This is a genomic window from Gammaproteobacteria bacterium, from assembly GCA_015709635.1.
Classification (GTDB): Bacteria; Pseudomonadota; Gammaproteobacteria; order Burkholderiales; family Nitrosomonadaceae; genus Nitrosomonas.
Window position 1 is genome coordinate 2,837,991 of the sequence record CP054180.1, and the last position, 24,918, is coordinate 2,862,908.

The window sequence follows — 24,918 nt, forward strand, 5'->3', positions numbered from 1 at the left end:
TCGGCTCAAAGAAATAGCCGGTTTTTCACTGCTACATCGTTCTTTAGGTTCGAACCGTAAAATATAAAATGCTTGCTATCTTTTTCACCCATACTGAGAAAGTCCCAATATTCGAACACCAGTTCATTTCCAATCCATCAAGCGGAGATCCTTTTCATGAAACGACTCATTTTACTGACTTATACATTTGCACTACTCATTCAGATGCAGTTTTCCTTTGCCACCCCATCCAGCGATACCGATAAATTGCTCAATTGGGCTGAAAAAAATTTCCCGCAATTCTTTCCGAGCCACCAAGTCACGCAAAACATTGAGCCTTGGTTATTTCGCTTCTATCCGGAAACCAATGTTTACGCGGGTATTAACAAGAATGATCAGAATGTTTATGTGCTCGGCGGACCTTGGGGAAACAATCCGACGGTAATCGATACCCTCGCAAACCTGATCAATCAAGTCGATAATTCCGGCAGTAATGGTGGGATCGCCGCTTGTGACACAACCGATGTGATTAGCGGTGTGTTTTATAGCCAAAGCGGCAATGTCGTATCGGTGACGAGCAATGGCCAGTGCATTACTGCTCCCGATCTGTCCAAAACCAATCTCTGCCAAGTGCCACATCAAACGACGGCGAGTGGCATTTCCCTGCTCGGCAGCAACACAGTCACCTCATCCAATATCACCGGCCTGGAAATTCCGGGATTCAATCTACTCGATTTAGTGAATACCACCGCAAACGTTAAACATTGCACCAGAAATGCACCGGCGGCCACGGCCAACTTGGTTGTCAATTCCGATCTTTGCCTCGATATTACCGCCCCGATCACCGAAACATTGGCTGGCCTACCCATCCCGGGAATCGCGTTAAACCCGCCGGTGAACTATTTCACAAAAGGAACGTATACCAGCACCGTGGTTGATGATTGCTTTGCTACCGATGCGACTACGATTAGTGATGCGTTTACAGGTGAAGTGTGGGTCAATCAGAGCGGCAGCTTTGTCAAGGTCAAGTAACCCATGCCGCCGGGTGCTGCACAAACGAAGCCGAGCAGTGTAGTTGCAGAAATTATTTGGCAGCGATCAATTCGTTCAATGCGGCCGTCAACCGAATAAAACGCGGCTCGCCGGACGACAGCTCATTTGCTGTCTGGAGGCTCTGGCGGGCCTCGTCGATCAGTTCGGAAGTTGCACCGTTTTTTTGCATGTAGGTGATGATCACATGCGCCAAATTGAGCAATACCCGCATGTTCGTCGGCATTGCGGCATAAGCGTCGCGCATGGCGCTGACGGCTTCTTCGTACTGCCCCTTACTGATCAGCAACACGCCGCGGTTCATAATCAGCATCGCTTCCTGCCTTGAGGTCTCGATCAATCGGCTGCCTTCTTCACCCATGCCGGCTTGCTCGAAAATTTCCGCCACGTTCTGCAACAGGGCTGTACTCTCGGGGTTATTTTTGATTTCCCGTTGCAGCAGTTGAATGGCTTTCTCTTTATCGCCGGCGATCATCAGCAAACGGGCAATTTCCAGAGCGCCATCACTATCGGGACGGATGCTGTCATTACCGATAGATTGACCAAGTTCATCAGCGATCTGTTTCGCCTTACCGGTATTTCCATTTTGCTGATGAATCATGCCTTCCACCGCTAACGCCTTAACGCGGACATCGTCTGTGGCAAAGCTCTTGTTGAGCTGCCCCAGCACCTTTAACGCTTGCTCGGAATTTTTATTAGCGTTGCACGCTTTGGCAAGACCGACATAGGCATCGGCTGACCGTAACACCGAGTACTCTCCGAGTGCCACACTTTTGCGGAAAGCACGTTCGGCATCTTCCATCTTACCCAGCTTCATTGAAACCTGACCGAGATTCTTCTGCCGGATGACCGAGTTTGGCGATAACTTCACCGCACGCTCTAGTACAGCCCCGGCTTCTTCAAGATCGCCCATCACTTGCAAGGTGTGCGCCAGCAAATCTTGCGCCTCAAGATAAGCCGGATTGGATTCCGTCACTTCTTCCAGCAAGTTCCTCGCGGCATCGGGATCGTTCTTTTTCAGCAAAATCTTGGCTAACGCCGCTTTAGCCCAAGGCAGATCGCGTTCAGCCAGAACTTCTTCCAATATATTCTTTGCGCGATCGTATTCACCGGTCACCAGTAACAAGTCGCATTTGGTCCGGAGTAAATCGGCCGCATGCGCCTTATCGGCAACCAAGCGCTGATCGCACAGATTCATCGCTTTTGAATAATCCTGCTGCTTCATGGCTTTGTAAATTTCCGCAAAAGCCTCTTTTTTGGCCCAAATCTTGACTAAGCGCGAACGTAAACTGGCTTCCGTGACCGGTTTCAGCAAATACGCATCCGGTTGATATTCCGCAGCACCGGTAACCGCTTCCATGGTTTTCTCCGCGGTGATCATGATCCACAGACAGGAAGGCCCTACCAGCGCTTGGTGCTTGGCTTCTTCCAGTACTTGCTGACCATTTTTTCCGGAACCCAGAATGAGATCGCACAGCACAATGTCAAATGACACTTTTTTTAACAATGCAATGGCTTCGTTGCCGTTCGTCGCCATGTGGATTTTCTTGATTTCAGCACCGCAACTACTGAGAATGTCGCGGAAAATGCTGCGCATTTCCATGTAATCATCGACGATCAGTACATGCTTCCCTGAGAAATTCAGCTCAGCAGCAGGCGTTGAAATATCGAGCGGGTTAATATTCATGATTGCAAAAATTAGAGTGAATAACCGTCACGGAAGACGTAATACAAAGCAAGCGCCTTGCAGTGAGCCGCCATTTTCCAAGCTAAGATCGCCCTGAGCGCCTTGGTTACGATGCATGCGCGCCACCATCGTCGAGAAATAAAGCCCCAGACCGGTACTGCCGCCATGGAAATCCACGCTCTGCATGACATTGCCGTTTCCTTCCAGTAATTCAAGCGGATAACCATCACCATCATCTTCAACACGCAGCGCCAATTGATCGTCATATTCTGCTGCACTGATCAGGATGCGTTGATGCGTGTAGCGCATGGCGTTATTTAACGCATTGCCGATAACGCCACTGATGAGATCTTCATCAAAATACCAATACAGCTCAGGATTAACGCGGACTTCCAGGTGAATGCCGCGAAATTTGAGCAATTGCGCATATTGCGCGACGATGGTGTGCAAAAAATCTTGCAGGCAAACAGGCTGCGGATCGAAAGGGTACATTTTCTGCCCCAGCTTGTAGAGTGTCAGCAATTGAATCAGGCGATTATTGATCCGTTTCGCTTCATGGTTCATCTGCACCAATTCGGCATGCGTGGAAAGTTTGGCCGCTTCAGCCGATGTCAGCACTTTATCCAAACCGCAGATCAGCATGCTGACGGAGTTCTTCATGTCATGTACGGAAGAAACCAGAAAGTTCGCCATGTTGAATACAACAGGGACACTGGCAGTATTGGTATGCTTTTTTCCGATATCTTTAACACTTGATTCTCCGCGCATGGTGCGTATTCCATCCGTTATTGATGGGCAATTAAACGGCAAATCGCTTTGAACCTGTAGTGTTATGATCGTAATCAGAAAGTTAGACGTAAATCCCTAGAATCACCTGCCGCCGCTGCAAATCGTTTAATATTTCCATGCCGCTCTGAATGACGGTTTCGGGTTGGGGATGATTCAGTTCCACAGCAATTTGTTGCAACGCCAGCCGTCCCGCTACGGGAGCATCGCAGGAAAGCAATTGCAGAAGCCGCGCAGTGACCGGATTGATCTCGATAAAGCGCACCTCAAAAGCGGCGTCGCGATAAACGATCAAATGCGTTTGCTTCGCATCGGCTTCCTTGGGTTGAAAATCCGGGCTGATTTTGTGAACCGGAAAGTCGTAGCACAATGACCAGGCTAACGGCGAAATCACCGGGATGCCGTCGAGCAGATCGCCCTGACTATCGATTTTTGCTTTGTCGATTTTTTCATCCAACAGCGAAAGCGCTAATTCAACCCATTCATAGTGAGCCAGCTCCAGCAAAAATGGAGGATCGTCCAGTTGTGGTTCGCGTTCATGCTCCAGATATTTTAGAAACTCGCGCGGCATTTCCGGAAACAGCGGCGTATGCGAAACGTGATTGGCAAAATAATCCCGGATCATGGCGTGCCACTCTTCATCCGGCATGATTTTCCGCAGCACCGGATACGTACTGGTGATAAAACCCTCGACGTTGTTATAAAACAATTCGCGGTAGATTTTCATGCGCCGTTCTTCGATCCCTTCCGGGCAAGGACTTCTTTCCGGATTACGGATATGCGCCGCAAAAGCATACTGCTGCCGCACAAAAGCGGGACGGTCAGCCGTGTTGTGCGTGTTCACCGGTTTGATTCCGCCATTTGGATTGCAGAGTGTGAATAATCTCCACTTCTTGCAGCAGCTCCGCCAGCGGCGGGAGATTGAAATCACGTTCCAGCAGCGTCGGAATAACACCGAAATGCTGGTACGTTTTTTCCAGCAATTGCCAGACCGGATCGATGACGTCCGCACCATGCGTATCCACGATTAAATCTTCCGCTTCCCGGTAGTGTCCGGCGATATGGACATAGCGAATACGCGCCGCAGGCAGTTGTTTAAGAAATGCCTCAGCATCGTAACGATGGTTGATGCTGTTGACATAAATATTATTGACATCCAGCAGCAAATCGCAGTCAGCCTCCTGCAGCACTGCTTGGATAAAATCAATTTCTTCCATCTCTTGACCGGGCGCCGCGTAGTAAGAAACGTTTTCCATTGCGATGCGCCGTTCCAGAATATCCTGCGCCCGCCGGATACGCGCCGCCACATAGCGCACGGCCTCTGCGGTAAACGGAATCGGCAGCAGATCGTACAAATGCCCGTCGTCGCTGCAATAACTTAGATGTTCGCTGTAGTAGCGGATTTGATGGTCGTGCAAAAAACGTTTCAGCCGTTGCAGAAAAGCTTCGTCCAATGGCGACGGTCCGCCGATTGAAAGCGATAGTCCGTGACAAATAAAAGGAAATTTTTCGGTCAACTCGCGCAACTGTTTTCCGTACCGCCCACCGACCCCGATCCAGTTTTCCGGAGCCACCTCCCAGAAATTCACCGGATGCGTGGTTTGATCCGCCAGCGAACTGATGAATGAACGCCGCAGACCCAAACCAGCACCATGCACAGGATAATGTTGACTGCTCATGGATTACGCGGATTACTTCTTATTGGATCCGCACTTACCTTCACCGCATTTACCTTCCTGCTCGGCCTTTTTGCCGCCGCATTTACCTTCCATGTTTTGTTTCATTTCTTTTTTGCTACCACATTTTCCTTCACCGCATTTGCCTTCCATATTTTGCTTCGCATCCTTGCCGCCGTCTTGTGCCGGTTTATTGGCATCACTGGCATCGGCCAGTTGCATGTAACCGCCGGCTAATTCAGTCATGGCAAAAGGATTGCCTGCGGTATCAGCCGACAGATTGCCGGCAGCCAGGCTGGTTACTAACGCGGTACCTACGGCCAGTGAAACGGGCTTCATTGATTTTTTCGACATCTATTTTCTCCATAAAAATTGATCATGACTGCAAGTGCAAATGATAACGCCAAATCGGAACGAAGTCGTTTGTTTCTTTATGCTCAGCTCGATCGGCGCTCGCTGTGCCTCAGCAAAATAGCCGATAATGCCCGCATGTATCATTTTTCACCGGTCAGCATCAATCTGCCCCAGGTTGCTTTTGTTGCCTGCGCCTCTCTGATAAACTCAGCGCTTCAAAATTATTATAAAAATATGCCTGCTAATTAAGGAGCTCCGAATGTTTGACAAATCCAACCAGCTTATTTTTTACACCAATGCCGCAATCCTTGTCTTCGGTGTTTTGGTTGCCCTGCTGACGAATTTCATGGTGTTTGGGTTGATCATTGCCATCTGCGCCGCACTGCTGATTTTCGATCAAATCCGGCAAAACAAATCCGCATTTTCCATTTCGGATTTAAGAAAAATACTGACGGTGCACGATACCTGCGGGAAAAAAGCAACGCTGACACAGACACAAATGACCACCGCCTGTCATGTCGATAACTCGGAATACTGGTTCAAAAATATCCGCGCCGTCGGCAGCGTCAGCAATTTCCGCGTCAATAACGGCGATCCGGCGGAACAAAGAAAAGACAGCGACAACTACCAAATCTGCATGAAGCTCCCGCCGGAATTGAAAGTCATCAACGGATCCGACTTAACTCTCACGTATCAATGCGAAGGCGCTTTCACGCAGAACGAAGGCATACTGTCGCATGTCGTCGACGATGATACGCAACACTTGCATATGACCGTCGAGCTACCTTCAGGGCGCGCCGTTGCAACCGCCCGTTTCTTCCGCATCCAGGACGGCAAAGAAGAAGCGCTGCTGCCGCCCGTGATCAGCGGGCAAACGAAAATCGATGCCGATGTCAAAAACCCGAAACGCGGTGCGGAATACTGCCTACAATGGAATTGGGAAGAAGAAGGTTTGCTGAAGAAAGTCACTTGCATGTTCTAAGCTGCCGCCGTCAAGGCGACACTCCTGCCCGTTTATTGGGGGAAGAATCAAACAAGAAAAACAGTTTTTTGAATTTCATAACCCAACAGACTGGATTGAAAAATCCAGTCTGCCCAATTTCTCGCCACCGTCATTGATAGCACCAATCTCTCACACCATTGAATCTACTTAAAGCGCTCGCTGCGGTTAGCAGCATGACCTTCGTGTCACGTATTCTCGGTTTCTTGCGCGACATCATCATCGCGCGGATGTTTGGCGCAGGCATGGAAACCGATGCGTTCTTTGTCGCCTTCCGCATCCCGAACCTGCTGCGGCGGATGTTTGCCGAAGGTGCTTTTTCACAAGCATTCGTACCGATTCTCGCGGAATATAAAAATACCCGTACCCCGGAAGAAACCCGCAGCCTGATCGATCACATCACGCTGCTGTTGGGCATCGCGCTGTTTTTCATATCGCTTGCCGGCATTCTCGCGGCGCCGCTGATCATTTATGTCAGCGCACCCGGTTTTTCCGCCGATCCGGATAAATTCGAGCTCACCGTTCAACTGCTGCAAATCACCTTTCCGTATATTTTATTTATCTCGTTGGTGGCATTGGCCGGAGGAATTCTTAACACCTACGGCAAATTCAACGTGCCCGCCGTCACCCCGGCGCTCTTGAATATCGCATTCATCGGTTGCGCGTTATGGCTGACCCCATTCATCGATCCGCCGGTTCTGGCGCTAGCCTGGGCGGTTTTTATCGGCGGCATTTTGCAACTGGCGTTTCAGATACCATTTCTATTGAAACTCCGATTGATGCCGCGCATCCGTTTTAGAAATCCCGATACCGGCGCGTGGCGCGTGATCAAACTGATGGGCCCAGCCATTTTCGGCGTCTCGGTCAGCCAGCTCAGCCTGCTGATCAATACCATTTTCGCCTCGCTGCTGGTAACCGGCAGCGTCTCCTGGCTGTATTACGCCGACCGGCTGATGGAATTTCCCGCCGGTCTGCTCGGCGTCGCGCTCGGCACTATCCTGCTGCCGTCATTGGCAAAACATTACAGCAACAACAGCAACGACGAATATTCCCGCCTGCTCGACTGGGGTTTGCGCATGACCATGCTGTTGACGCTACCGGCCGCATTGGCACTGGCATTGCTATCGGTGCCGCTGATCACCACGCTGTTCCATCACGGCGCCTTCAGCGAACACGATGTATGGATGACGCGCGAAGCATTGGTCGCCTACAGCATTGGCTTGCTCGGCATCATCCTGGTAAAAGTGCTCGCCCCCGGATTCTACGCTCGCCAGAACATCAAAACACCCGTGAAGATCGCAATCATCACCCTAATTGCGACACAACTGATGAATCTCATCTTCATCACGCCTTTTCAACATGCCGGATTGGCACTGGCAATCGGTTTGGGCGCATGCCTGAACGCCGGATTGCTGTTTTACCAGTTACGCAGTCAGAAAATCTACCAACCGCAACCCGGCTGGCTCATTTTCTTTGCCAAAATACTGCTGGCGCTGGCGGTCATGGGCGTCGTGCTGTGGTTCGCCGCCGGCAGCAACACCTCATGGCTCAACGAACCGACACTGACCCGCACCCTGCGGCTTAGCGGCGTAGTCGCCGCCGGTGCCGTCAGCTATTTTGCCGCGCTCTGGCTGCTCGGATTCCGCCTGAAAGACTTCACCCAGCGGCAAACATTGTAGTCCGTTCAACCGATATGCTTACAGTCAGTTTATTTGCCCTACCGCTCATTAAAACTCAAAGGAGTAAGTAATGCTAACTCATCGGAATAAACGCAGCCCTGCATCTAATTTAGATCTGGTGATCAACACTCTGAATTTGGGGTTGATTACCCGCAAACCGGATCAAGGGACCCGCCCTTCTATAGACATTATGGGTAATGCCCATAACAATAGCTTAAAGTTTCTTTGTCAACTTGGAATGTGAGTTGATCAACAAGCGTTCGTGAAAAAATAAAACAGAAACAAGACTGACCATATTCGCCTGTATCGAATCTTGGTATAACCCAACCCGTAAGCATTCAGAATTGAAATACTTATCACCCAACAATTCTGAAAGAAAGCACCATGAGGAAAATTAAATCGCGATAAACTGCGATCCTTTTTCACAGCATCGTTACAGAATGCTGATGAAAGCCAACAGTTTACAAGTCAGGGATCAGTGTAAATTCACTATATGATCGATAGCAAGAAGCCAGGCAGCCTGCCGGTAGCAGCAAACTACTAGATCGACAATTCTCACCAGTCGAGGTGGTACGGCGCATGTGTGTGATCTGACCTACATTCACGCAAGATTACCAGGAGCAATGGCTTCAATCATAACGACACAGCGGGTACGCAATGCCTTACAGATCCCCCGATAACCTTCGCCCAGGTCGCTAGTGTATTCTGGTCTCGCATACTTTTCGCCAGAAATTTACATAGCATGAAAAATTTGCCGCTTTAAGCGGTTCTTTTCGGGAGGAAATGAAATGATCAAAGATTTATTTGGTGAAATTCCGACGATAGAGAGATGGCCAGAACAAAACACTCCTTACCTACAAGAATGATACAAAGAAAAATTCAGAAAACCAAAAAGAACGGGACTTTTGGTAATTTAGTAATTATCTCCAGCCTCGATGCCATCCGTTTCTCGGGTGGTGCCATCCCCAACCATAATTAATATTGTAGTTCCATAGATACCCAGGGCCTGGGCTTACATAGGTAGGTGCTACATACACAACGCCGGGCGGTATTCCTGGTGCAACAGGGACTCCAACTACTGGCGGTGCTATACATCCGGCTAATTGGATTATCAGAATTGCGCCAATTGTGGTGCGACTAAATAGTTTTTTCATTGTTGTAGTTTTATCGAAATGCGGATGCACGTTCCATAAATTCGCTTGATGTTGCGAGATATGGCGGCGGAAAGTCTTTGTGCGTTTCGTCAGCAATTTTTTTCAGCGTTTGTATTGCATCGATAACCAGGTTTCGAGCAGTTGCAAAGTCTTCCTCATATACGCTGATATTGGGGAATTCAGCTACCCTGCCCACGTATAGAATTTCATCGTCGATTTCTTCCTTACGAATGGTAATCGAATAGGCTTCAGGATCAAATTTCATTTCATGTGCTCCTTAATTGCGTTTTCGTGTTGTTTTACAAATTTGTATAGTTTTTTAATGTACGGGCGTTTAACAGCTTCGCCCTTATTATGACCACAATTATAGTTAGGATACTCAATTAATGATACGGCCGGGTGCCGTGCGATTTTGTGGCCAGCACTGCCGCAGTTCTCGATTTGGAACCCGATAGCGGTCAGCAGATTGGTGAATTCTTTACAGGATGCGTTGGCGCTGGTGGTTAGGTCTTCGAGTTTTTTAAGGAGCTTTTCGAATTCAGTCATAAAAAATATAAACCTGTAGAACGAAATGGTTTATTAAAAAATCTCAATGTTAAGATCAAAGGCATTTAAAATCTCCGTGTATCTTCACTTATAAACTAGGAAATTCAAAAAAGGAGCCAAGCTTGAACTTTTCTTATCTTCAATCTCTTATTGCTGGTTTAGATAGTGTCGTCACGAGTATTTAACCAGAGCACTAGGCAACGGATCTGGGCGGCAGCAAGGAAGGAAGAGAGGTTCTTGGCGTAGTGGGTAGTAGCGATGCTGCGCCACTGTTTGAGCGCAAGAAACGCATTCTCGACGAGATGGCGTTGCCGGTACAGGTGTTTGTCATATTCGCGCGGTCCCTTTCTATTTTTTTCGTGGCGGAATCACCACCTGCATGCCCTGAGATTGCGCTTGCTCGACGATGGCATCGCTGTCGTAACCCTTGTCGGCAATCAGGTGCTGGGCCGGGGCCAGTAATGAGTCCTTGAGCTAGAGCGCAATCCGCCCGGGTAATTTCTGTAACAATGATTCTAACCGGCATACCATGCGCATCCACGGCCAGATGTACCTTGGTGTTGAGTCCCCTTTTGTGCGACTCATCCCCTAATTGCCTCCACGCGCTCCGGCGGCAGCGGCACCTCGTGGCTGACCGATTCGACACTGACACGTGCCGGCCGGTTAAGCTGGGTGGCTGTGCGGCTGGTGCATTCAGCCATTTCGCCGCGCTCTGGCTGCTCGGATTCCGCCTGAAAGACTTCACCCAGCGGCAATCGATCTAATACTTTCTGCTCGGAGCTTGCTAGTATTTTGCATGGCGCTTGAAATCCCTCCCTGATTCGTTTAACGTCTTACCCATCGTCAATCGATAAGCTGGATTCGCCATCAAGGGCTAACGCTATGTTCAATTTAGGTTCCATGCTCAATCTGGGTTCGACCGATCCGGTCATCGGCCGGGCACACACCATCGTGTCTTGCTCAACTGCGGAGCTTTTCCAGTATATTGGCGTGGGTCTATTCGACAACTATCCCAAATGGTCTCCGGAAGTGAAAGAATTGGAGCAAATTACGCCTGGCCCCGTCCAGCTCGGAACCGAGGGGCGGCAGGTGCGCGTCGATCAGGGTCGGCGTTCGGAATCGAGGTTTAAAATTTCCGCCTTTGAGTCGGGTCAGCGCATCACGCTGGTTGGTGTGTCCGATCCTTTCCGCTGTACTTATGAATTACAGGAAATCAGTCCGGCGCAATCCACCAAATTGACATTCTCTTTTGAGTTGCTGGAAATTCTCGCGATTATGCGGCCTTTCGAGGGATTGGTTCGGGTTGCCATCAAAGACGGCGCGGGCAGGACGGTACAAAACATCAAGCGTTTGGTTGAAGCGAAGCCATCATGAAAACTCCCGTTCGTTCGCAACCGTTTTGGCTGATGACCTTCACCGCAATCGCTTAATGTCCAAGGAGAACTGATGACACAACATACCTCTTCCAACATTCAAATGCCGCGCGTCGATGACCGCCCGGTATGGGATGTGGTGTTCGCGGTTTATGGTTATCCGGCCTTATTGCTGGCGCACCGGTTGAAGGTTTTCACTTTGCTGGCGGATAATCCGCGCACGTTGACGGAGATTTGCGATGCGCTCAATCTCAAGCCACGCCCGGCGGAAGCGATGCTGACTGTCGCTACCGCGCTGGGTTTCTTGTCGCTGCAGCAGGAGCGTTATGCTCTCACTGCGGTGACGGAAGAATACTTACTGCTAAAAAGCCCCAATTACTTCGGTTTTCTCTGGGATCTGATGATCGATAATTATCAGGTATGCTCCTTCACCAGCCTGGAAAAATCCATTCTGACCGATTCACCGCAGACTTACGGCGGCGGCGATATTTATCAATCGCACGAAGAACAACTCGAATTGCTGCACCGCTTTACCAGCGGCATGCACAGCATGAGCATGGCCTCCGCGCTGGTTTGGCCGGGAGTTGTGGATTTTTCCCGGCACCGGGTGATGCTGGACATCGGCGGCAGCTCCGGCGCGCATTCGATCGGCGCAGCTTTGCGATTGCCTAATCTGCAGGCGATCGTGCTGGATTTTCTACAGGTATGTGAAGTGGCCGAAGGGTACATTGTTGAATATAATTTGCAAGAACGCATTAAAACCTGCGGCACTAATATCTGGAACGATCATTGGCCGTCCGCCGATCTGCATTTCTTTTCCAACATGTATCATGACTGGTCGCCGGAAAAATGCCATTTTTTGACCGCAAAAAGTTTCAGGTACTTGGAATCTGGCGGACGTATCGTGATTCATGAAATGCTGTGCAACGACGATAAAACAGGTCCGTTTGCACCGGCTGCCTTCGGCATGATGATGATGGGCTGGACAGAAGGGAAGCAATACACTGGTTTGGAGCTCTCAACCATGCTGGAGGAAATTGGCTTTGAGGACATCCAAGTCCATAAAGCTTTTGGTTATTACAGTATCGTAATCGGACGCAAGCCCTAATTTCCGCTGGTTTCACTCTCACTTGGCGGCGCTGCGCCAACGGTCTGGTTGGCGAGGTTCTTGATGTACCGGCATGACCGCGTATATTTTATAGGGGCGGCTCTTTAATCGTCCATAACAAAGTTTAGCAATCTGTCCAGTTTTGTGGTGCCACCTCAGCACTTGATTCAGAAACATTGCTTGACTATGCGTTATCGGGAGCGCATCATTTTTTGGAAACAAACAGGTATTTAATTAAGTTAATTGCTTCTTGTACCCAGAAAAAATTCACCCATCAAAAAATTCCCAATGCCCGGGATCTGCAGCATAATGACGCATATTCCGGCAGGGTCGGTGGACTGTGATTCGATTTATCTTCTTTGAGCTTGGAAAACAGCAATAGGACTTAGAAGCGTTAAATCAAAAATCAGCAAGGAGGTGATCGCATGCAACTTGGTATGATTGGTCTTGGGCGTATGGGTTCCAACTTGGTTCGACGTTTAACTAAAGATGGGCACTCGTGCGTGATCTATGATGTTAATGCCGATGCCATCAAGGCGCTTACAGGCCCCGATATCCGGCACGCCGACTCGCTTAACGATTTTGTCGCTAAACTCACCCAACCGCGTGTTGTCTGGGTGATGGTTCCCGCGGGCATCACCGGTAAAACAGTTTCGGATCTGGCAATGTTACTTTCGTCCGACGATATCATCATTGACGGAGGTAACAGCTATTACCGCGATGATCAAGTACGCGCCAAAACGCTCAAATTACGTGGCATTCATTATGTCGATTGCGGCACCAGTGGCGGCGTATTCGGACTCGAGCGCGGGTACTGCTTGATGATTGGTGGAGAAGATAGCGTAATTCGTTATCTCGATCCGATCTTTAAAAGCATTGCACCAGGCATCGCGGCTGCACCGCGTACTTTCGGACGCAGTGGCGCACCCGGTTCCGAAGAACAGGGTTATCTGCACTGCGGTCCTGCCGGTGCAGGTCACTTCGTGAAAATGGTTCACAACGGCATCGAGTACGCCCTGATGGCAGCATATGCCGAGGGGCTCAATATTCTCAAGCACGCCGATGCCGGTCTGCGTTCGCGAGCGCAGGATGCCGAGACCACGCCGTTGCGTGATCCCGAAGCGTACCAGTATCCTATTGATATCAGTAAAGTAGCCGAGGTATGGCGCCGAGGCAGCGTGATCTCATCCTGGTTGCTCGATTTAACGGCAGCCGCGCTCGTCGAGGATGCGGAACTTAAGCAATTTTCCGGGCGCGTTTCCGATTCTGGCGAAGGACGCTGGACCACGCTGGCCGCCGTGGACGAAGGGGTGCCGGCGCCAGTCATCAGCGCCGCATTATTCGGACGTTTCGAATCCCAGGGAGAGGCCAATTACGCCGACCGTATTCTTTCGGCCATGCGCAAGCAATTTGGCGGTCACGATGAAAAGCTGACAGACGGCTCATGATATGAGTAAGCTTAATAACCGTTTAGTATCATCCGATGCCCTGGTGCTTTTTGGCGCAACGGGCGATCTTGCTCATAAGAAGATATTTCCCTCGCTTTATAGGATGGTCAAGCGGGGCGTACTAAAGATTCCGGTAATAGGTGTAGGCTTTTCAGGCTGGGATCTGGCACAGCTGCGCAACCGGGCCGAAGATGGGATAGCACGTGTTTTTAAGAACATCGACCCCAACGCTCTAAACCAATTGCTCTCATTGCTGCGTTATGTTGACGGTGACTATAAAAATCCGCAGACTTTTCAAACACTCAAACAAGCGCTTGACGGCGTTCTGCGGCCAACTTTCTATTTGGCCATCCCACCCGCCTTCTTCGCGGCAGTGATCAAGGATCTTGGTTCCGCCGGTTTGACTGAGCATGCCCGCATCATCGTGGAAAAGCCTTTCGGACGCGATCTGGTCTCGGCGCGCCAGCTCAATAATGCCGCGCATTTGGTTTTTCCGGAAGCGTCGATTTTCCGCATCGATCATTTTCTTGGTAAGGAAGCCATTGAAAATATCTTGTATTTCCGGTTTGCGAATTCGTTCCTGGAGCCGATCTGGAATCGCAATTATGTGGCAAGTGTGCAGATTACTCTGGCGGAGGATTTTGGCGTAGAAGGCCGGGGCAGTTTCTACGATCAAGTCGGCTGTCTGCGCGACGTGGTTCAGAACCACCTGTTCCAGATAGTGGCTCTGCTAGCGATGGAGCCTCCTGCCGGACGGGATTTTGAAGCGCAGCGCAGCGAAAAGGCTAAGGTATTTCAGGCCATGCATACACTCAAACCGGAAGATCTGGTAAGAGGCCAGTTTGAAGGCTATCTACAGGAACCTGGTGTTGCTAAAGATTCTGATACAGAAACTTACTGCGCTCTCCGTCTAACCATCGATTCTTGGCGTTGGGCGGGCGTACCGTGGTATCTGCGCTCGGGAAAATGCCTGGCCGAGAGCACTGCGGAGGTTCTCGTGCAGTTCAAGGCACCGCCGCAGAGATTGTTCGAAGATGCCTGGCCAGCGATAGGCCGGGCTAATTATTTGCGGTTTGAGTTATCCCCATGTCCCGCTATCGCTCTGGCGGCACGCGTCAAACGAGTGGGTGAGGAATTTATCGGCGATCAAAAAGAACTTTATCTGCTCAACGCCCAGCCGGATGAACAAATGCCTTATGAGCGGCTTTTGGGCGATGCGCTGGCCGGTAACGGCTTGCTTTTTACCCGACAGGATGCGGTAGAGGCTGCGTGGGCGGTTCTTGACAAAGTTCTGACACAGCATCGGCCAGTTCATCGATATAAACCCGGTAGCTGGGGGCCGCGTGAAGCCGATGAACTTATCAGGATTGATGGCGGATGGCACAATCCAAAATTTGATCCTGTAACCAAGAGACATAAATCAGAGCAGGAAATCTGACATGGCGGCTTTTCCGATGGAATCATTCATGATCGGCGCTTACCGGTGGTTTTTTGCAGAGAAATGGAAAGAAGCCGCGCAGTTGCCGTGCGCCGGGACAAACATATCCGGACCATGCGCCAGAGGATGTGAGCGATTATGAAATCACAGCCTGCGCATACCATTCTTGTCATTGATGTGGGCGGAACACATATCAAAGTATTGGTGAGCGGACACGACAAGCCGTTCAAGATAACCTCCGGTCCGGCGCTGACCCCGAAGCAGATGGTCGATAAGGTCAAAGATGCAATACGGGATTGTAAATATGAGCGCGTGTCGATTGGTTATCCAGGCGTCGTGATTGGTGGACGGCCGGTACATGATCCATTTAATCTTGGACCAGGATGGGTTGGTTTTGATTTCCGGAAATCATTCGGTTGTCCCATAAAAATGATCAATGATGCCGCAATGCAGGCGCTCGGTAGCTATGATCACGGACGCATGCTTTTTCTTGGCTTGGGTACAGGGCTTGGATCGGCAATGATAGTGGACGGGGTGCTCGAGCCCATGGAATTGGCGCACCTGCCCTACAAGCATGGAAAAACATACGAAGAATATCTGGGGCGGCGCGGATTGGAAAAAATGGGCAAGAAAAAATGGCGTCGGCATGTACTCAAGATTGCCAATCAATTGAAATCCGCTCTGGAAGCGAACTATGTAGTGCTAGGGGGCGGAAATGCCAAAAAGCTCGGAAAGCTTAAGAAGCTGCCGGCAGATCTGCGTGTGGGCGACAATAATAACGCCTTTATTGGAGGTTTACGCCTGTGGAATACTTCAATGCGCGGGAAGAATTGATACTTAGGGAAGCTCTGAAAAAGGTAGCGAACGACGACCTGAAAGCTGGGAGATAAACAAATGACCGATGCTGAACTCGATCAATTATCCATCAACACTATCCGCACATTATCGATCGACGCTGTGCAAGCGGCCAATTCCGGTCACCCCGGCACGCCGATGGCACTGGCACCCCTCGTATATACGCTATGGAATCGCGTCATGCAGTTCGATCCGCAGGATCCGATCTGGCCCAACCGAGACCGCTTTGTGCTGTCGAACGGACATGCGTCGATGCTATTGTGGTCGGTGTTGCATCTGACCGGTACGCGCGCTGTCAATGCGGATTACGAGCGATTGGGGCAGCTTGCGGTGACACTGGAAGATATACGCCGTTTCCGGCAACTGGGCAGCAAAGCACCCGGCCACCCGGAATACCACTGGGTATCCGGCGTAGAGACCACCACGGGGCCGCTCGGGCAAGGCATAGCAACCAGCACCGGCATGGCAATTGCCGGAAAATGGCTTGCAAGCCGCTATAACAAGCCGTCTTTCAACATCTTCGAGTATAGTATCTACGCGCTCTGTGGCGATGGAGATCTGATGGAAGGGGTAGGGTCAGAAGCAGCTTCGCTGTCTGGCCATCTTGGCCTTGATAATCTTTGCTGGATCTATGACAACAATCACATCACCATTGAAGGCAACACACGGCTGACGTTCACCGAGGATATCGCGACGCGATTCCTCAGCTATCATTGGAACGTCCTGCGCTTGGGCGATGCCAACGACATCGAACAAATCGATCATGCTCTGGAGGTATTCCGCAAAACCAGAGACCGGCCCACACTCATCATTCTCGACAGCCACATCGGTTACGGTTCACCACACCGGCAGGATACCGCCGCAGCTCACGGGGAGCCGCTCGGCCCGGACGAAGTTCGCTGCACCAAACGCGCCTACGGCTGGCCTGAAGATGCGCAATTCCTGGTGCCGGAAGGGGTATACGAACACTTTGCTAACGGCATAGGCATGCGCGGCGCATCGGCACGCCGTACGTGGACAAATCAGTTCGCTGCCTATCGTATCCAGTATCCTGATCTCGCCACTGAAATCGAACAGATGCAGCGGCGCGAATTGCCCATGGGGTGGGATCGCAATTTACCGGTGTTTCCCGTGGATCCCAAGGGATTGGCAGGGCGGGAAGTTTCCGGTAAGGTGCTGAACGTGCTGGCGCAGAACATTCCTTGGCTGCTCGGCGGTTCCGCAGATCTGGGTTCGTCAAACAAAACCTTGTTGACCTATCCAGGTGCGGAAGATATTCAGGCTAGCACCCCAGGCGGAAAGAACCTGCACTTTGGCATCCGTGAGCATGCCATGGGCGCGATCGTGAACGGTTTGTCGTTATCCAAGCTGCGGCCTTACGGCGCCACCTTCTTCATTTTCAGCGATTACGCGCGGCCGGCGATCCGTTTGTCGGCTCTGATGGAATTGCCGGCCATCTTTGTATTGACTCATGATGCCATGGGCGACGGGGAAGATGGTCCGACGCACCAGCCGGTCGAGCATCTTGCTTCTTTGCGCGCTATTCCCGGTCTGACGCTGTTGCGTCCCGGCGATGCCAATGAAGTGGTCGAGGCGTACCGTGTCATCATGCAACTGCGTCACCGCCCCGCTGCCTTGGTATTGTCGCGTCAGGCGCTTCCGACACTGGATCGCAGCAAATATGCGCCAGCTGCCGGTGTGGCTTACGGGGCGTACATCCTCGCCGACGCGCCAGGCGGCAGACCCGAGATTATTCTGATTGCAACCGGCAGTGAGCTCGGCTTTGCCGTGCAGGCGCATGAAACGCTCAGCAGCGAAGGCATCCGTTCCCGCGTAGTTTCCATGCCGTCATGGGATATCTTTGAACATCAAACTCAGGAATATCGCGACAGCGTACTCCCTCCTGCCGTGCAGGCGCGGATTTCGGTCGAGCAAGCATCCACGTTCGGCTGGGAGCGCTATGTGGGTACTAGCGGTCGCATGATCGGCATGCAGACGTTCGGCGCTTCGGCTCCGTTGAAGGAACTGCAAAGAGAATTCGGCTTCGAGCCGGAACGGCTCGTGACCATAGCAAAAGAAATCCTCGGAAAGAATTAATACGGTTTAACGATCGCTATTGCGCTTAAAAAATAGTCATTCCAGCGACGTTTACGTCAACTTTCTCTGGAAGGATCTAACGATTCTTTTCACTGAACTGTTTTGTACGAATCTTATAAGGAATTCCATGCAAGCACCCCGGGCTACTTTCTCCTATCCAACCTGGGCTCACGCCGGCAAAGATATGGTCGGCACCAGTCTTGGATCTTCACGTCTGTGGTTTACTGCCGCAGAAGGTATCGTTACCGAAATTTACTACCCCCGTATCGATATTCCTCAAATCAAGGACCTCGGTTTCATCATTGCTGATGACCAAGGATTCTGGGTTGAGCTTCGCCGCCTTGGGAATTATCAAATCAGCCTGCCAAAACCGCACATCCCCGCTGTTGAAATTGTGCATCGGCATTCACGTTTTACCTTTACCCTGCAAATCTGTCCGTTGCAGCGGCGGGATGCGCTCTTGCTGCGCTATAAGCTGGAAGGTGACGCAAACCTGCGTCCTTATGCGCTGTTAGCAACACGTTTGGGTGGCGACGCGGAAAACAATCTGGCTTCGGTTGGTGAACACAACGGACGCAGAGTGCTGTGGGCGGAGCAGGGACCTTTTGGTTTGGCGCTCATGGCAAACACGGAAGCAGGTGTCGATGCCTGGAAACGTTGTTCGGCCGGTTGTGTAGCGGAGAGTGACGGTTGGCAGGATTTCAACCGGCACGGGCGCATGACATGGGAATATGATAGCGCGGGCCCGGGTGCCGTTACCCTGATGGGCGAATTGCCAAGTCAGGCGACGCTTGCACTCGGCTTCGGGACCACGATGAATGCAGCGGCTACGCTTGCAATGTCCAGCTTGTGCATAGATTTCTCAGCAGCTTGGGATACGCAATGCCGACTCTGGGAAGAATGGTTCAAAAATTGCCATGTTCCCGATTTACCGTCCGATTTGCAACAACTGCTTGCACTTTCCGGTACCGTTCTGAAAGTTCATGAGGACCGCACTTATTGTGGCGCCATGGTGGCAAGCCTATCGATACCGTGGGGCACGGATAGCCAAAACCGGGGCGGCTATCATTTGGTGTGGTGCCGTGATTTGGTGGAAACTGCGGGTGCACTGGTTGCGATGGGTCTGCTCGAGGATGCCCGCGATGTACTGCGTTACCTGATCGCTACGCAGCAAGCGGATGGGCATTGGCTGCAAAATCAATGGCTCGGAGGAAATGCTTTCTGGCAAGGAATCCAGCTCGACGAAGCCGCCTTCCCAGTCTTGCTGGCCTCTGCGTTGCGTGAGCGCGATGCGCTGGGAGGTATTCCATGTCAGGATATGATCAAGCGAGCACTAGGCTTCATCGCACGGGAAGGTCCGGTAACCGGGCAGGATAGGTGGGAAGAGGATTCCGGTGTGAATACCTTCACACTTGCGGTAGCCATTGCTGCACTTGTTGAAGGCAGCACTTTCCTCGATAGTGAAGCGCGGGAGTTTGCGTTGTTGTTAGCTGATAACTGGAACGCGCGCCTCGAAGAATGGACATTTGCAACTGCTACAGCGCTCGCTCAGAAGCTTGAGGTCTCGGGATATTACGTGCGCATAGCTCCGAATGATGTGCTGGTGCACGAAGGCGCTTTGGCCGAGCATGTGCTGATCAAAAACCGTGCACAGAATCCCGATTTGCCAGCCGATGAACAGGTCGCAACAGATTTTTTGCAATTGGTGCGATATGGATTGCGCCGGGCGGATGATCCATGCATTCTCGATAGCCTGAAAACTATCGATCAACTGCTTAAAACCGATACCCCGAGCGGCCCTGTGTGGCACCGATATAATGGCGACGGCTACGGCGAACATCCGGATGGCAGTGCTTTCAATGGCACCGGTTGTGGACGGGGATGGCCGCTCCTAACTGGAGAGCGGGGTCATTATGCACTCGCAGCAGGGGAGGATCCGCTTCCTTATCTTGAGGCTATGGCAGCCATGACCGGTAACGGCGGCTTGTTGCCGGAGCAGGTATGGGATAGCGCACCGGTTCCCGCGCGTCATCTGTATCCTGGAAAGCCAAGCGGTTCCGCCATGCCTCTGGTTTGGGCACATAGCGAATTTATTAAGCTGTGTTACAGCCGCGCACTCGGTTATCCGTCCGACCGCCCCGCCGCCGCTTGGAATCGCTATCATGGCGTGCGCCCGCAAATTTCCCAAAATATCTGGGGACCGCGTTACCGTCCACGCCACATCCGCAGCGGTCATGGATTGACCATTGCACTTAGGGCGCCGGCGCTTGTACATTGGGGAATTAATTCATGGCAAAACGCTCAAGATCTGAATACCAGGGATACAGGACTTGAGATACACGTGATCGATCTGCCGATCGCCACACTTAAGGCGGGAGAGACGGTTCAGTTTACTTTCTACTGGCTGAATCAAAAAAACTGGGAAGATGCAAGATATGAAGTACTTATTACCGATTAAATACACAGAATTAGAATGTCATCGATTGTCCAGATCGGACTACAATAGTTTGATATTTTTGTACTCCTTAGTCATTCTCGTTTTTAAAAGGCTATCTGCTTCGTTGGCAGGCTCTGAGAATGTAGATAGGTGAATTTTGACAGATCGGCTACTGACCGGAGCTTAGTTTCTACAGATTTCATCATCAACAGGCGGTGCCGCACTACCAGCCTGAGCGGCAAGGCTCTTGGTCAGATTCATCAGCATTTCCGCATCTTCCAGTCCGTCGATAAAGCGCTGCGGAATCCCGGACAACCCCACCTGCGCACCGGCCAGCGCTCCGGTAAGAATGGCGCGCGCCAGGTTTTGCCCGCCGCCGTTGACGGCGTGCAACACCGCGGACTCAAAATCGTTGCGGAAGCGGGCAGCGAGATAGTAGGCAGCGGGAAGCTGATGATAGATGGCGCAGGGCATGCCGTACACAAGGGATACTTTCCATGCCGGTTCGATACGGATATCTGTATCTGCAACCGCCTGCGCCATGTAAGACGGAGTCAGCAGCGCATCCGGCGAGGCAAATCGTCCGGCGCGCGGCGGATCGGGGTCGCCCGGACGCGGCGGTTGCAAATCATCGAAGGTGACGGCATGAAACGGCAGTTTTCCGCTCTTCACCAGTTCCATCAATTTCCCGGACAGCGCCGCATCCAGCGCATGCCCTTGCACCAGCATGCTCAATACGGCGGCATAGGCCACCGTCATGGAAATCACCGTATCGTCGATTTGCGTCAGGCGGGTATTGTTCGCCACTGCGATAGCGAGTTCCGCCGGCTGGAATGCATAACGGACGGCGATGGCCAGTGTGCGTTCGATCGCTTCTGTGGTATCCGCATGCCCTCCGGTTTTACCCCACGGCAATTTCTGTTCCACCCGGCAGCGCCAGGCGTGACGAATCGATTGGCTGGTGTAGCCGCCCGGCCCGTTCATGGGTGTGCCATCGAGTAACGGAAACAGTTCTTCGTCCAAGCGACGGCAGAAATCGGCTTCGTCGTAGCGGCCGTTTTCAACGAGGGAGCGCAGCATCAGCATCAGGATAATACCTGCCTGCGAGAGCTGTCCGGCCTTGCGCCCGCTATGGTAGCGTCCCGGCTTCGGATCGGTGTAGGTAGTAATCCATGCGCCGTAATCGCGCCGCAGTTCGGCGAGGTTGTAATACCAGTGAGGACCAAGCGCCAAAGCATCGCCGATAAAAGCGCCCATGATGGCGCCAGCGGCGCGTTCTTGAATGATCGTGTGTGACATGACGCCTCCTGAGTTAATCAACTGTTATAGTCAGGATGTTGCCGGAAGTGCGCTTAAGGAAGCTCTGCAAAACTACTGTGCTCGTTCAAGCTGCGTTGAAATCAGGCTCAAAATGCTCATTTACTCAATGTAAATTGCGCTTTTTTACAGCTTCCTTACATTGTTTTCCCGGTTACCGGTAAGAAAATTTCAAAAACGGCGCTTTACTCCAGCGATATTCCCGAGGATCGGGTTTTGTCATTTTTTATCAGCGCGTAAGCCGAATGGTTATGGATCGATTCGAAGTTTTCCGATTCGACCACGTAGGCGTCGATGCGGTCATCGTGATTGAGCGTCTCGGCGATGTCTCTGACGATGTCCTCGACAAATTTGGGGTTGTCGTAGGCGCGCTCGGTAACATACTTTTCGTCGGGTCGCTTGAGCAAACCGTAAAGCTCGCAGGAAGCATTCGTCTCGGCAATCCGGATAACATCCTCGATCCAGACAAAACTGTTGGTGCGCACGGAAATCGTCACATGCGAACGTTGGTTATGCGCGCCGTAATCGGAAATTTTCTTCGAGCAAGGACACAGGCTGGTAACCGGAACGACGACTTTCATCGTAAACAGATATTCGTTATTTTTGATCTCGCCGACGAACGTCACCTCATAGTCCAGCAGACTTTTAACTTGGGAGACTGGCGCGGATTTATTGATGAAATAAGGAAAGGTCATTTCGATATGACCGGAATCCGTTTCCAGCTTCTGGATCATTTCCCGCAAAATAATCTGAAACGACTCGACGGAAATTTCGCGTTCATGGCTGTTGAGGATTTCCACGAAACGCGACATGTGCGTGCCTTTGAAGTTATGCGGCAAATTCACATACATGTTAAAAACCGCGATGGTGTGCTGCACGCCGTCGCTTTTGTCCGCCACAACCACCGGATGGCGTATCGCTTTGATTCCCACCCGGTCGATGGCAATACGCCGCGTATCGAGTGAGCTTTGCACATCGGCAATCGGTAAATCTACCTGTTTATTCACGTTTATCTCCTGTGCGATGAGGAATCCGTTGCTGGCAACTTCGAATCAAATGATAGATAGATCAATTAACTCCGGAAAAGTTACACAGGCAGAATCGCCCGCACTGATTTAATAATTCCATTTTTATCCAACCCGCAATCCGCCAGCATTTGCGTGTGATCGCCTTGATCGATAAAAACATCCGGCAAGCCCAGTTGCAGGACGTTGACATCAATTTGCTGACTGTTGAGCGATTCGGTTACCGCACCGCCTGCTCCGCCCAACACGGTGTTTTCTTCCACCGTTACCAGCACATCGTGGCTGGCGGCCAAAGACGCCACCAAATCGTCATCCAGCGGTTTGACAAAACGCATATTGGCGACCGTCGCATTCAATTCTTCCGCGGCGCTCAAGCACGGCGCCAACATACTACCAAACGCCAGCAACGCGATCTTTTCCCCTTGCCGCCGGATTTCACCCCGGCCCAACGGTAATGCTTGCATGTCCTTCTGAATCTTCACGCCCGGGCCGGTTCCGCGCGGATAGCGCACCGCCGTCGGCGTATCCAGCTTAAAGGCAGTGTACAACATCTGCCGGCATTCATTTTCATCCGCCGGCGTCATGACGGTCATATTGGGAATGCAGCGTAAGTAGGACAAATCAAAGCTGCCGGCATGCGTCGGCCCATCCGCACCGACCAGACCGGCGCGGTCGATTGCGAACACCACCGGCAGATTCTGGATGGCGACATCGTGAATCAATTGATCGTAGGCGCGCTGCAAAAAGGTGGAGTAAATCGCCACCACCGGTTTTAAGCCGTCGCACGCCGCACCGGCGGCAAAAGTGACCGCATGTTGCTCGGCAATGCCGACATCGAAATAGCGTTCCGGATATTCCCGGGAAAAACGCACCAGCCCCGAGCCTTCGCGCATCGCCGGGGTGATACCGATCAAGCGCGAATCCTGCGCCGCCATATCGCACAGCCAATCGCCGAAAATCTGGGTATAAGCGGGTTTGCCGTTCGACTTGCTAACAATCCCTTTCTTCGGATCGAACTTGCTCACGCCATGATACAAAATCGGATCTTCCTCGGCCACCTTGTACCCGGCGCCTTTGCGGGTCACCACGTGCAGAAACTGCGGGCCGTCCAGTTGTTTGATGTTGTTCAGCGTAGTGACCAAGACATCCAAGTCGTGACCGTCAATCGGGCCGATATAATTAAATCCGAATTCTTCGAATAAAGTACCCGGTGTCACCATGCCTTTGACATGCTCTTCGGCGCGCTTGGCCAATTCCAGTACCGGCGGAACGACACCCAGCACTTTCTCACCGGCACGCCGGGCTGTGGCATAAAACCGCCCGGACATCAATTTCGCCAGGTAATTGTTCAATGCGCCGACCGGTCGCGATATCGACATATCGTTGTCATTTAAGATGACCAGCAAATTGGCATCCATCACACCGGCGTTGTTCAAGGCTTCAAACGCCATACCTGCGCTCATGGCGCCGTCGCCGATGATGGCGATGGCGCGCCGGTCGGTGTGATTCAAGCGCGCCGCGACCGCCATGCCGAGCGCCGCACTGATCGAAGTACTGGAATGCGCGGTACCGAAAGCATCGAATTCGCTCTCGTCACGGCGCGGAAATCCGGCAATGCCGCCATGCATGCGCAGCTTGCTCATGCCATCGCGCCGTCCGGTCAGAATTTTGTGCGCGTAAGTTTGATGCCCCACGTCCCAAACCAACTGATCATGTGGGGTATTAAACACATAATGCAGCGCGATCGTCAGTTCGACCGTACCTAGATTAGAAGATAAGTGTCCACCGGTTTTTGCTACCGATTCAATGAGAAAGTCACGTAATTCCTTGGCGAACTGCGGTAATTTCTTTTGTTCCAGTTCGCGTAACTGAGCGGGTGAATTAATGGCATCTAACAGTGGATACATTC

The 24,918-nt window shown here is 51.6% G+C and carries 23 protein-coding genes and 1 pseudogene; 13 read left to right on the forward strand and 11 right to left on the reverse strand.

Annotated features, from left to right (window positions below; translation table 11 throughout):
• Positions 1-156 precede the first annotated feature (156 nt).
• Positions 157-1,011 (forward strand): hypothetical protein, encoded by an 855-nt coding sequence (locus HRU78_13425; GenBank protein ID QOJ24518.1) that lies wholly within the window; start codon positions 157-159, stop codon positions 1,009-1,011.
• Positions 1,012-1,063: 52 nt separating this feature from the next.
• Here the strand turns inward: HRU78_13425 and HRU78_13430 are convergent, their stop codons facing one another.
• From HRU78_13430 to HRU78_13450, 5 genes are all read right to left on the reverse strand, one after another.
• On the reverse strand, positions 1,064-2,716 hold the full coding sequence (locus HRU78_13430; GenBank protein QOJ24519.1) for a tetratricopeptide repeat protein: 1,653 nt from the start codon (positions 2,714-2,716) through the stop codon (positions 1,064-1,066).
• Positions 2,717-2,743: 27 nt separating this feature from the next.
• Positions 2,744-3,484 (reverse strand): HAMP domain-containing histidine kinase, encoded by a 741-nt coding sequence (locus tag HRU78_13435; GenBank protein QOJ24520.1) that lies wholly within the window; start codon positions 3,482-3,484, stop codon positions 2,744-2,746.
• A gap of 82 nt (positions 3,485-3,566) precedes the next feature.
• The gene (locus HRU78_13440; GenBank protein QOJ24521.1) at positions 3,567-4,346 is read right to left on the reverse strand and encodes a putative DNA-binding domain-containing protein; all 780 of its coding nucleotides are present in this window, start codon (positions 4,344-4,346) and stop codon (positions 3,567-3,569) included.
• Positions 4,324-5,181, reverse strand: a complete 858-nt coding sequence (locus tag HRU78_13445) for a DUF692 domain-containing protein (GenBank protein QOJ24522.1) — start codon at positions 5,179-5,181, stop codon at positions 4,324-4,326. Before HRU78_13445 ends, HRU78_13440 begins: the two co-directional genes overlap by 23 nt.
• Positions 5,182-5,193: 12 nt before the next feature.
• Positions 5,194-5,532 (reverse strand): hypothetical protein, encoded by a 339-nt coding sequence (locus HRU78_13450; protein QOJ24523.1) that lies wholly within the window; start codon positions 5,530-5,532, stop codon positions 5,194-5,196.
• A gap of 24 nt (positions 5,533-5,556) precedes the next feature.
• On the opposite strand from HRU78_13450, the gene HRU78_13455 reads away from it, so the two are divergent.
• The 3 genes from HRU78_13455 to murJ all read left to right on the forward strand — a co-directional run bounded on the left by HRU78_13455 (position 5,557) and on the right by murJ (position 8,211).
• Entirely contained in the window at positions 5,557-5,781 is a 225-nt protein-coding gene (locus HRU78_13455; protein QOJ24524.1) for a hypothetical protein, read from the forward strand.
• A gap of 10 nt (positions 5,782-5,791) precedes the next feature.
• Positions 5,792-6,514, forward strand: coding sequence for a hypothetical protein (locus HRU78_13460; protein QOJ24525.1), 723 nt, complete (start codon positions 5,792-5,794; stop codon positions 6,512-6,514).
• Positions 6,515-6,672: 158 nt separating this feature from the next.
• On the forward strand, positions 6,673-8,211 hold the full coding sequence (gene murJ / locus HRU78_13465; GenBank protein ID QOJ24526.1) for a murein biosynthesis integral membrane protein MurJ: 1,539 nt from the start codon (positions 6,673-6,675) through the stop codon (positions 8,209-8,211).
• 1,164 nt (positions 8,212-9,375) lie between these two features.
• Here murJ and HRU78_13470 read toward each other — a convergent pair.
• The 3 genes and pseudogenes from HRU78_13470 to HRU78_13480 all read right to left on the reverse strand — a co-directional run bounded on the left by HRU78_13470 (position 9,376) and on the right by HRU78_13480 (position 10,526).
• Entirely contained in the window at positions 9,376-9,630 is a 255-nt protein-coding gene (locus HRU78_13470; protein ID QOJ24527.1) for a hypothetical protein, read from the reverse strand.
• On the reverse strand, positions 9,627-9,911 hold the full coding sequence (locus HRU78_13475) for a hypothetical protein (protein ID QOJ24528.1): 285 nt from the start codon (positions 9,909-9,911) through the stop codon (positions 9,627-9,629). Before HRU78_13475 ends, HRU78_13470 begins: the two co-directional genes overlap by 4 nt.
• Positions 9,912-10,069: 158 nt before the next feature.
• Positions 10,070-10,526: pseudogene (locus HRU78_13480) on the reverse strand (IS5 family transposase).
• A gap of 11 nt (positions 10,527-10,537) precedes the next feature.
• On the opposite strand from HRU78_13480, the gene HRU78_13485 reads away from it, so the two are divergent.
• The 9 genes from HRU78_13485 (at position 10,538) to HRU78_13525 (ending at position 20,688) form a co-directional block, all read left to right on the forward strand.
• Positions 10,538-10,675 carry a hypothetical protein gene (locus tag HRU78_13485; protein ID QOJ24529.1) on the forward strand — a complete coding sequence of 46 codons (138 nt, stop codon included), beginning with the start codon at positions 10,538-10,540 and terminating at the stop codon, positions 10,673-10,675.
• Between the two features lie 118 nt (positions 10,676-10,793).
• On the forward strand, positions 10,794-11,285 hold the full coding sequence (locus HRU78_13490) for an SRPBCC family protein (GenBank protein ID QOJ24530.1): 492 nt from the start codon (positions 10,794-10,796) through the stop codon (positions 11,283-11,285).
• A 72-nt stretch (positions 11,286-11,357) separates the two neighbouring features.
• Positions 11,358-12,392, forward strand: a complete 1,035-nt coding sequence (locus HRU78_13495) for a methyltransferase (GenBank protein ID QOJ24531.1) — start codon at positions 11,358-11,360, stop codon at positions 12,390-12,392.
• Between the two features lie 425 nt (positions 12,393-12,817).
• The gene (gnd, locus tag HRU78_13500) at positions 12,818-13,840 is read left to right on the forward strand and encodes a decarboxylating 6-phosphogluconate dehydrogenase (GenBank protein QOJ24532.1); all 1,023 of its coding nucleotides are present in this window, start codon (positions 12,818-12,820) and stop codon (positions 13,838-13,840) included.
• 1 nt (position 13,841) lies between these two features.
• Entirely contained in the window at positions 13,842-15,278 is a 1,437-nt protein-coding gene (gene zwf / locus HRU78_13505) for a glucose-6-phosphate dehydrogenase (protein ID QOJ24533.1), read from the forward strand.
• A 1-nt stretch (position 15,279) separates the two neighbouring features.
• Positions 15,280-15,420, forward strand: coding sequence for a hypothetical protein (locus HRU78_13510; GenBank protein QOJ24534.1), 141 nt, complete (start codon positions 15,280-15,282; stop codon positions 15,418-15,420).
• A complete protein-coding gene (locus HRU78_13515) occupies positions 15,417-16,112 on the forward strand; it encodes an ROK family protein (protein QOJ24535.1) in 696 nt (231 codons plus the stop codon). Before HRU78_13510 ends, HRU78_13515 begins: the two co-directional genes overlap by 4 nt.
• Before the next feature lie 60 nt (positions 16,113-16,172).
• Positions 16,173-18,230 carry a transketolase gene (gene tkt, locus HRU78_13520; protein QOJ24536.1) on the forward strand — a complete coding sequence of 686 codons (2,058 nt, stop codon included), beginning with the start codon at positions 16,173-16,175 and terminating at the stop codon, positions 18,228-18,230.
• 127 nt (positions 18,231-18,357) lie between these two features.
• Positions 18,358-20,688, forward strand: a complete 2,331-nt coding sequence (locus HRU78_13525; GenBank protein ID QOJ24537.1) for a glycosyl hydrolase — start codon at positions 18,358-18,360, stop codon at positions 20,686-20,688.
• Between the two features lie 162 nt (positions 20,689-20,850).
• Here HRU78_13525 and HRU78_13530 read toward each other — a convergent pair whose 3' ends face one another.
• The 3 genes from HRU78_13530 to dxs all read right to left on the reverse strand — a co-directional run bounded on the left by HRU78_13530 (position 20,851) and on the right by dxs (position 24,916).
• Entirely contained in the window at positions 20,851-21,966 is a 1,116-nt protein-coding gene (locus HRU78_13530; GenBank protein QOJ24538.1) for an ADP-ribosylglycohydrolase family protein, read from the reverse strand.
• A gap of 203 nt (positions 21,967-22,169) precedes the next feature.
• A complete protein-coding gene (locus HRU78_13535; GenBank protein ID QOJ24539.1) occupies positions 22,170-22,991 on the reverse strand; it encodes a GTP cyclohydrolase I FolE2 in 822 nt (273 codons plus the stop codon).
• Positions 22,992-23,071: 80 nt separating this feature from the next.
• The gene (gene dxs, locus HRU78_13540; protein ID QOJ24540.1) at positions 23,072-24,916 is read right to left on the reverse strand and encodes a 1-deoxy-D-xylulose-5-phosphate synthase; all 1,845 of its coding nucleotides are present in this window, start codon (positions 24,914-24,916) and stop codon (positions 23,072-23,074) included.
• Positions 24,917-24,918: the final 2 nt, after the last annotated feature.